Annotated in this window: 7 protein-coding genes; 1 reads left to right on the plus strand and 6 read right to left on the minus strand. The window is 42.9% G+C overall.

Going from position 1 to position 9,201, the window contains the following annotated elements; genetic code table 11:
- Positions 1-219: 219 nt before the first annotated feature.
- The 6 genes from GJS45_RS04260 to rsgA form a co-directional block, all read right to left on the minus strand.
- On the minus strand, positions 220-726 hold the full coding sequence (locus tag GJS45_RS04260) for a VOC family protein (RefSeq protein ID WP_162340218.1): 507 nt from the start codon (positions 724-726) through the stop codon (positions 220-222).
- 164 nt (positions 727-890) lie between these two features.
- Positions 891-2,267, minus strand: a complete 1,377-nt coding sequence (locus GJS45_RS04265) for a glycoside hydrolase family 140 protein (RefSeq protein ID WP_162340219.1) — start codon at positions 2,265-2,267, stop codon at positions 891-893.
- A gap of 236 nt (positions 2,268-2,503) precedes the next feature.
- Positions 2,504-3,112, minus strand: coding sequence for a hypothetical protein (locus tag GJS45_RS04270; RefSeq protein WP_162340220.1), 609 nt, complete (start codon positions 3,110-3,112; stop codon positions 2,504-2,506).
- 383 nt (positions 3,113-3,495) lie between these two features.
- Complete coding sequence (locus tag GJS45_RS04275) at positions 3,496-5,130, minus strand: FAD-dependent oxidoreductase (protein WP_162340221.1); 1,635 nt, start codon at positions 5,128-5,130, stop codon at positions 3,496-3,498.
- Positions 5,131-5,307: 177 nt separating this feature from the next.
- A complete protein-coding gene (locus tag GJS45_RS04280; RefSeq protein ID WP_162340222.1) occupies positions 5,308-6,531 on the minus strand; it encodes a permease in 1,224 nt (407 codons plus the stop codon).
- Positions 6,532-6,567: 36 nt separating this feature from the next.
- Positions 6,568-7,635, minus strand: a complete 1,068-nt coding sequence (gene rsgA / locus GJS45_RS04285; RefSeq protein WP_162340223.1) for a ribosome small subunit-dependent GTPase A — start codon at positions 7,633-7,635, stop codon at positions 6,568-6,570.
- Between the two features lie 712 nt (positions 7,636-8,347).
- Here rsgA and GJS45_RS04290 point away from each other — a divergent pair.
- Positions 8,348-8,920 (plus strand): TlpA family protein disulfide reductase, encoded by a 573-nt coding sequence (locus tag GJS45_RS04290; protein WP_162340224.1) that lies wholly within the window; start codon positions 8,348-8,350, stop codon positions 8,918-8,920.
- Positions 8,921-9,201: the final 281 nt, after the last annotated feature.

Raw genomic sequence — 9,201 nt, forward strand, 5'->3', positions numbered from 1 at the left:
AAACCTATCCGACCATCCAAACAAAACAAACAGAAAGGAGGCAAGAGGAATTTCATATCGTAGATCACATTATGTTTAGCGTGTTATCAACCGGACTTGCTCAAAACCAATCCCCAAATCAGGGATAGTATATTATCTTAAACGTTTTGATTTTATCAAAAGGGAGTTTTATTCGTTATGCCTGCCTGGCGTGAATATACTAGAAGTACTTAAACCGTTTTATAACCTTATTTCTTTTAGCAAACCTTCCAAATCCAGTCTTCGGGTATACATTTCAAGGGAGCCATCGGGTTTTTTAGGCCATTGCTCTCTGGGCCGGTCCCAGTACAATTCCACTCCGTTGTTGTCCGGATCGTTCAGGTAAAGTGCTTCGGATACACCATGGTCTGCGGCACCGGTCAAGGGATACCCGGCTTGCAGGATTCGGTCAAGAATGGTAGCCAGGTCTTTTCGGGTCGGGTACAGAATGGCTGTGTGGAATAGTCCGGCGTTGTTTTTAGGAGCTGGAGGAGCATCTTTGCTAAACCAGGTATTCAATCCGATATGATGGTGGTAACCGCCGGCAGAAATAAAGGCAGCGTCCTCCCCATAGGTGGTGGTCAGTTCGAATCCCAACATCCCGCAATAGAAGTCAAGCGCGCGCTGTAAATCCGCCACTTTCAGGTGCACGTGCCCGATGCCGGTACCGGCTGGGATTTTATAGGTATTTTTGTTTTCTGAAGGCAATTTTCTTTTTTTAAATTAAATGTTTGTAGCTCAAATTGGTGAATGGAAACACATCCTCTGACTTTTTCCGTTAATAAATAAGCATTTTCAGTCACTTTTTATCCACTCCTTCGTTTCATCAATATTTTCCTGTTTTTCTGAATCGCTTTCTCTTCAAACCTTTTCTAGTTCATGAAATCTGAAAAATCGTATCCGGCCTTTTTGTCCACAAGTAACAATAGAAAATCACTTCCCCAGCCATTGGCCCATGGCGTAAAAGTCTGTGAGCCACTGGTTTTAACCTCTCCAAGTGGCAGGACCTTACCATTTCTGGGATTAAACCAATAAGCCTCGGCTGTTTCCATATTAAATCGGGTTAAATCAAGGGTTAGCGGCGTTCCGGTAGGTATATAGGCAAGTATTAGGTCACCCTTTTCTGTTCTGGAGGCCAGCATGTGGGACTCGTTTTTTGGATTATCCCCCAAGATCAGGCTTTGATCTAGTTGCAACTGCTGCCAGGGAAGCGCTGAAAGGATTTTTTTAAGGTAGCCCATCTGGGAGGAGCCGGGCAGGTCCAAGGCCACTTGCCAACCCGTACGGGCATTGATAATTGGCGCCCTGCCGCTTTCGTACATTTGCCAGACATCATTGCAACCGTAGGTGTAGCCGGCAGCTCCCGAAAGCATGCTCCAATAACCCGCAACCCGGACATCGGCATCATCCAGCCAGCCGTAGTCTTTATTTTCCCAGAACCGATCCCGGATATTTTCGTACCTGGGCTCCCCGTTGATCACTGGCCGGGCGGGGACGGCGCTTCGCGCATCCAGTACGTATTGATAATCCGTTGCCAGCCGGCTGTGACCGCTCTGAAACATATCCAGGCTCAGCCAACTATCCTCCCTAAAATAATCCGTTGCCTTTTTTGCTCCCACGGGATGAAACGTCAATAAATGCTTCTCGTCAATCGCCCGGATTCCTTTGGCCATAGAGCGGATAATTTCATAATGGGTTTCGTTTTCTATGGGTCGGTCCCCGCCGAGAATCCAGACCAGATTGCTGTGGGGTTGATAGCGTTTGGCCAATAGTTCGCCGTAGGTTTCTGCATTTTCCGGAGTGAAAATTTCCGGGCCAACACCCCATTTTTTGTTAAACTTATCTCCCCAGGTAGGCAATAATCCAACGTACATGCCCAGTTCAGCGGCTCTCTCCAACACGTAATCCACAAGCTTAAAGTAGGCTTCGTTAAGCTTCTCCGGATTGTTGTCGATCAATGGGGTGTCTCCCTGAGCATTTGGTGTGTTCAACCCATCCAGTTCTGCCAGGATGACGGTTTGAATAAGTGTAAAGCCCTTGTTGGCACGGTCTTGCAGATAGTGGTCGATTTCTGTTTTGTCCAGTCGGTGAATCAATTCCCAGGCCGTGTCTCCTAGCCAAAAAAACGGTTGGTTGTCCTCTGTTACGAGGTAGCGATTATCGGGGGAGACCTTTAAAAGCGGGAGTTCCTGCCCGTTGGTGAAAAGTGCTAAAAATAGTAAGACTAAAAGCAGGAAAAGGTTTTTCATTCGTTTTTTTAAGGTTTATTTCGGTTTTTGATGGCCGGAGAATGGAAATGGTGTGCAATTTACATACTGGCAGGCAGTATGAAAGTAAATATCGTTTAAACAAGAATTAATTGCAACGGAGGGTGGAAAAAGCTCATGGATGACAAGAATATCTACGTTATTGTACGTTAGGGATGAAAATCCAAAACCTGCTAATGTGAATGAGACGATCAACGCGATCAAATGAATTGGCACATTTATTCACTATTCTCCAATGTTCTTTTTGCAGCGTTGTCAAGACTGTCCTTTGCTTCCCGGAAGGCCTCATCTAAACGCTCCTCGATAAGCTCTTCAAGTATGCTCCCTTCCATTTCGTTTAACACTGATTTTATAGAGCCTAAAAGGTATTTGAATGCCGGTATGCCCTTTGAAATTGGAATGGGAGTGGTTGAAATGTATTCAAGCATACTTCTCAAAGCGGCGATGCCAACCACATTGTCTTGCATTGCAATGGCTTCCTTGAGACTACTGGCTAATTCCTCTTTCGTTCCATCATTGATCCCATTTGCCAGTACATTACCTATTCGACGTAAATTTAAAACATGAAGATTACCGTCGGGCAATCCTTGCTTCTTAGCATCGTTTAAATACGTTCTAGCGGTAGCCCTCATTTTACGCGCAATTTTATTTAGATCATTTTTGTCTAGTTGATCTATCAAGTCATCAAAATCAGTTCTAAGAAATTTTGAAGGATGGTAATGATAAATTTGGGAACCATTGGAAATAGTCAATACCGTGAGGAAGCACCAAAAAACCAATGTCATTCTAAGGATTGAGTTCGGTACCTTTATTTTTTCAGTAACCATGGCTGCTGGTATTTACTTAACACACATATTATCAATATTTTACATATTAATTTAAATAAAAAATCTAGTTAAAACAAATTTAATGAGCAATGGTTCTCGTGTTTGTGATTCACTTTTATGAAGAAATAAAAGAGTATTTAAAAAGATTCATTTTTTTTATTAAGATCCCAATTGAATAGTTTAATGATAAAAAAGTTGGTGTTTCCCTTTCTTTCATTTGAAAACAAATGTTCTTAAGCCGCCATAAATCTGTCCCGGACGTCGGGAGAATCTCATGCCTGCCAGCTGGCAGGTGTTAAATATTATCTCCACCATTGACGATTGCGCCACGGTCGTTTTAATTCCTGTGTTTACCCTGATACCTTAAAGTCGAAAACATCAATTTAGTCCATGCCAATGATTTGCTTGTTTTCCACCAGGCGATTCTTTAACGTTTCATAAGGCAGATCTTGAACGGTGCGCTGTTTCTCCAGGCAAAGGTCCGCCGCAATACCGACAGCCTCTCCCAACAGCATAAAGGTCCATTCCAGGCGGATGGCTCCATAGGCAATATGGCTGGCGGACAGGCAGGTGGGGGTCAGTAAATTGGTGCATTCGGATTCCCGAGGGACCAGGCTGCGGTAGGGAATGGGAAAGGGTTTCCAATTATCCCCTCCAAATACGAAGCCTTCGTTGTAAGCTTTTCCATCACGGACAATGCGCCGCACATGATGCACATCTGGTGGCCAAAAGGCAATGGCTACCGGATCCTCAATAAAGATGGAAGTGTCGTTTCGGGTATGATGTTCTGTAATCACATAGTCCGACTGCATTCTTCTTCCATCCCGAATATAGAGCATTCGCGGCCAGCCCTGATTATCGGTAAACTCGTCTTTGGTCGTGCCCCATTGGCTCCATTCCTGCCGGACGTTTTCGGGCACCTCCCGATCGTTGGCCAAAAACCAGAAGAGGCCACGGGTAAAGTCCAGGTGGTATTGGTAAATCTCCTGCCGTTTCTGGTAATCCCCTTCCGGGTATTCGTGGTTCATCCCGTAGAGATTGTGCGACAGGTCGTGCCAGGCACCCAAGTCGGTTTTGTTATTAGGTATGGAATAGGAGGGTTTGTACAAGGTACCGCCTGCATCCAGGTAACGCAGGTAGATTTCGTACCAATCCCTGTGGTAATTTTCCGGTTTCCCAAAGGGAACCCGATTGGAGGGGTCCTTGGTCAGGCAGGCCCGAAAGCAGTAGGCCTGTATGCGCTGATCCCCCGTACCTGCCTCACCCAGTATTTCGTCCTGTATGCTATGAATCAAACCGCTTTCCGGATTTCCGGGCTCCACATAGGGATCTACCGCCACTTCAAAGTTCCGGTAGGTGTTGGTTGTTCGGATGCCATTTTTCGTTTCCCCATACAGGCTATTGGGTTCCCGGCCTACAATGGTGGATATGCCGGCATAATGCAGCAGGTCGCCTTCGTAGGACGCATCAATAAAGAAGGAAGCCCGAAAAGTTTTTCCATTAACCGTTTCAAAGGAGGTAATCTGCCCGTTTTCTTTCTTCACGGCATCAAATGCAAGCCGCAGCCCCGATTCCGTGTAAACGGGAATATCGTAAGCCTTCAGCCATCGGTCAAAAATCGCTTTGGCCACATGGGGTTCAAAGCGCCAGGTTTGGCGATCGGCTCTTGCCGAATCAAAGTCCGTGATTCCGTAATGCTGGGCCACTTCTCTGTAAAACTCCAGGGTAAGCCCCCCGATCACTGAATCGTTTTTGAATCCTCCATGATTGTTTATATCCGACCCACCCAGGCCCTCAATCGTCATGCCGCCTACGTATTTATCCGGACTAACTATCACCACCTCCCTGCCACGCTTTTTTAATTGTACAGCTGCCAGAATGGAAGCGCTAGAGTTGCCATAGATGCAAACATCCGATTGGATGGGTTGCTCTTTCTTTTGGAAGGCTGCAAAAAGCCAAAAAGCCAGAAGAAAGTATTTTACCATTTCCCCGGAAAGGACCTTAATTCGTGGTTTCATGTGCAGGAGTTGTTTACCTTCAAGTTTATTATTTTTTCTTTCCCTTTAAGGAACTGAAAAAGGGTTGCGATAAAAACTTCCAAAAAAACATGGAAAATTTATGCTTCAGGGCCTATTAAACGATTTGGGTGTTTTTTTTATTCAATAACTTCTTGTTTTAGGTAAAGTAGGTTATTTTTATACCGGCAAGTATTTCAATACGATTCCAATAGCTAACCAAACGTAGCAGGTCAATGCGTTCCACTTTAATACTTTTTCCAGTAGTGGGCTTTTTGGAGCCATCTCTTTATGATGCATCACATCTTTTCCTTTGAAAAAACCGAGGTAAATCAATATTCCGGAAAGGGCCAAAAAAACGGCATTCAGATAGAAGGTATAATCGATTGTAAAATGCTCTTTTTCTGTGATACTTTTTGCGGAAGCTTCAGGGATCAGGCCGAAAAGATCAAAACTGTAATGCAACAATAGGGAAGCGGCAATGAGAGACGTAAACAAAAGAAACAGGATAAAAAGAGACATCTTCCAGCCATAATACTTGGCATTAATGCGGAGAACGGGGAATACTACCAGATCGCTGAAAATGAATGCCATGACACCAGCAAAACTTACTCCCTTATCAAATAGCAGGGCTGCAAGAGGAATATTTCCCATAGAGCCAATAAAAGTTAGAAAAGCGGCTACCGGCCCTACCACTACATGCTCAAGTAGGGTAAAAAAGCCGAATGATTCCTGGCCTTCACCGGAGTTAATAAAGAGTGTTTGAAAGAAAGAATCGGGTATAAAGGCGGCAACGATCCCTGCGATGGTAAATCCTACCGTTACATCTTTCCATACCATTTTCCATTCCATCGCGTATTGTTTCCCAACCTTAGCCCATTTTTCCGGGGATTTAATTTTAATTACCATGGAGGCCTCTTTTTTATGTTCATCCTCTTTAGAGTCCTCCAGCCGTTTACGCGCTTTTTCTATCATTTTTTTTGGATTGATAAGGCGGATCAGAAGCCAACTGAATAGAATGAGCAAAACACCCCCAATGTATTCGCCCACCACAAACTGCCAACCGAGAAAAATGGAAATAATGATTCCGAGTTCAATGACCAGGTTGGTGGACGCCAGCAAAAATGCAATGGATGAAACAAAACTGGCACCTTTTTGAAACAAGGATTTTGAGGTGGCTAGCGCTGAAAAACTACAAGAGCTACTTATAAAACCAAAGAAGGTACCGAGAAGAATGCTCTTGCTTCCTTCATCGCCCATGGTTTTTTGCATTCGCTTTTCCGTAATAAAAATTTGGATTAGGGAGCTGATAATATAGCCCAAAATAAATGCCCACAAGGCCATCCAGAAAAAACCTAAACTAGTATACGCAGCATCACCCCATTGTTGGATAAATTGATTCATTGTAATTTGCACTTTTTTAGTAATTAAACCAGTTAGTTAGTTTTTTTTATGGTTCATGTCTTTTTTATAGTTCTTTAGGCTTTTCCCAAACTTTTTGTCTTTTTTTCGTTTTTCAGCAATGGTAGAGTTAAAATGGACGTTCTCTTTCTCCAATTTCAGGTAATTTTCGTAGGACGCCTGGTCTATTTCCCCTTTTTCAATGGCTTCTAGTATTGAACAACCAATCTCATTTGTGTGGGTGCAGTCATTAAACTTGCAATCTTGAGAAAGTTTGGTAATCATATCAAAAGTGATTTCTAATCCGGTAGTTGAATCGGCAATACCAACTTCTCTCATTCCAGGATTGTCAATAAGTATTCCACCATTTTCAAGAACAATTAACTGCCTGTGACTAGTAATATGCCTCCCCTTATTTGTATTCATGCTTAGTGTATCTGTTTGCATTAGGGGTTTGCCCGAAAGGTTATTCAATAGAGTGGATTTCCCTACGCCTGAAGAACCTAGCATACAATAGGTTTTTCCTTTTTCAATATTCATTTTTATTTTTTCGTATCCTTCTTGTGTTTTATTACTTATTGCAACAATCGGAATAGCTTTAATCCGAGCATTTATTTTGTTCCCTATCTCAGAGATTTGATGCTCATTTATTAAATCAATCTTTGTTAATACTATAATTGGACTAACCTTTGACGAACTACAAATAGCCAGGTATCTTTCAAGTCTGTTTATATTAAAGTCCCTATCAACAGCTTGAACCAATAACGCATAATCAATATTTGTTGCAATTATCTGCTTCTCTCCATATCTACCAACATTCCTTCTTGAAATAATTGAGTATCTTGGAAATACTTTCTGTATGAGGGAAAAACCTGAATCATAAATTGTGAGTGCAACCCAATCTCCAACTGCGGGTAAATCTTCTCGATGATTTGATGAAAATCGTAAGTTCCCTGTTATTTCAGCGTTGATATCCCCTTTTTCGGTTTTTACAGTATACCTATCTTTATGCTCGGAAACGACCCTTCCAATCTTAAAGTCCTTCAGGTTATTCTCAATCCTGAACTTTTCAAGTTTATCATTATAACCAAATTCCTCTAATTCCATTTTTCTGATTGATCGCGAGTTTTTAGCATGAAGCACAACGAACCTGGTCGTGGAGTATTTGGAGTTTCGTAGCCGAATTCCTGTATGCCTGCGGTCAGTTCGTTAGTTAAACCAACTTGTTGTTTACCGTTAAGCAAGAGCAATGTAAAAGCCGATAAGGGTGCATAGAATATTAAATATAGGTCAAAAAGCCCAACCGTCCAAAGGATTAAAGTTTGGTACCATTGGCTATCAGTATTCCTTAAACATTGTTGGAAGTAGAAGATCCGTACCCAGAACAGAAAATGATTCGGCGCCACGCTCGACAAAATAACTTGTATTCTCCTTGATCATGGTAATGGGCAGCGCCGGACACCCGAAGGGCAGCGCGTTCGCTATTCCCGATAGATATCTCTAATAACCTATAAAACTTTCGAGTACTGCTCACTTCGACCTGCTCGATTAAGTAGCGGCAGTGTACGGTATCCGTTATGGGCGGAAAATCAGATGGTAGGGAGTGCAGGGTTACCAAACCCCAGACCCATACTTTAATCGGCTATTTTTTATGTAATTGATAGTCAGTAACATATTTTTTTATCAGTCATTTCGCATGTTACATCGCTTTCTATTAAGGTAATAAGTTATATTAATATCTTCGTTTTGAAGAAATTAGGTATAAAAAGTCACAGAACTCTTTCACATAAACCTGTAGCTTTGTATAAAATTAGAATTTATGAATTGGAAAAAAGAAGTCAAGAGTTGGGGGATTATGTTGGGAATTTTTGCGGTGCTGTATTTTACCGGGCTGATGACACCCATCGTTGGAGGCGTTCAGTCACTGGTCTTGTCCACCGGACTGATCAAACCCAAGGTGCTTTTGGAAGATAAATCCAATGAGGCGTTTGATTTTAGCGGACAGTTTTTGGATACGGAAGGTGACCGGGTGGGACTCTCCCAATATCGGGGTCAAACACTCTTTATAAACCTTTGGGCCACCTGGTGCCCTCCCTGTCGGGCAGAGATGCCCCACATTTCTAGTTTATACGAAAAGGTGCGGGGGAACGACTCCATTGAATTTCTAATGATAGCGTTGGATGACGATTTTAGTAAAAGCATTCAATTTGTAGAAGACAAGGGTTTTTCTTTTCCAATCGTACACGCTGCTTATGGATTAAATCCTTCCTTGCAAAGCCAGGCCATCCCTACCACACTGGTGGTCAATCCCGAAGGAGAAATCGTCTTTTATCAGGAAGGAATGAGTAATTTTGATAACCAGGAATTTCAGGAGTTTCTGCAAGGTTTGTAAGAAATATTCAGGATAAAGCCAGCGCGGCTTCCCCCTGCCGAGGACAGATTTTATACCACATTGAAGGGCTCGCCGCCACCATCCAAAAGCCGCGTATCGGGTGGCGCTTATTTGGCGTTCATGCCTCCCACCATGCCTTCTCCTTTACCCTTCAGGTCGCAGCTACCGGTATTGCAGTTTTTAAAAGATTTCATCTTATTTTTTGGGTTTTTAAAAGGGCATGAAGTTTTACGCAGAGGCGAATAGCTCCCAATAATAATACCGCTAGGTAAGTTCGTTTC

The sequence above is a fragment of the Cyclobacterium salsum genome, assembly GCF_010119245.1.
GTDB lineage: Bacteria > Bacteroidota > Bacteroidia > Cytophagales > Cyclobacteriaceae > Cyclobacterium > Cyclobacterium salsum.

Excerpts from the sequence above, each read along its gene's own strand:
- GJS45_RS04280 (WP_162340222.1), bottom strand. The coding sequence starts at position 6,531 with ATGAATCAATTTATCCAACAATGGGGTGATGCTGCGTATACTAGTTTA.
- rsgA (WP_162340223.1), bottom strand. The coding sequence starts at position 7,635 with ATGGAATTAGAGGAATTTGGTTATAATGATAAACTTGAAAAGTTCAGG.
- GJS45_RS04290 (WP_162340224.1), top strand. The coding sequence starts at position 8,348 with ATGAATTGGAAAAAAGAAGTCAAGAGTTGGGGGATTATGTTGGGAATT.
- GJS45_RS04270 (WP_162340220.1), bottom strand. The coding sequence starts at position 3,112 with ATGGTTACTGAAAAAATAAAGGTACCGAACTCAATCCTTAGAATGACA.
- GJS45_RS04275 (WP_162340221.1), bottom strand. The coding sequence starts at position 5,130 with ATGAAACCACGAATTAAGGTCCTTTCCGGGGAAATGGTAAAATACTTT.
- GJS45_RS04265 (WP_162340219.1), bottom strand. The coding sequence starts at position 2,267 with ATGAAAAACCTTTTCCTGCTTTTAGTCTTACTATTTTTAGCACTTTTC.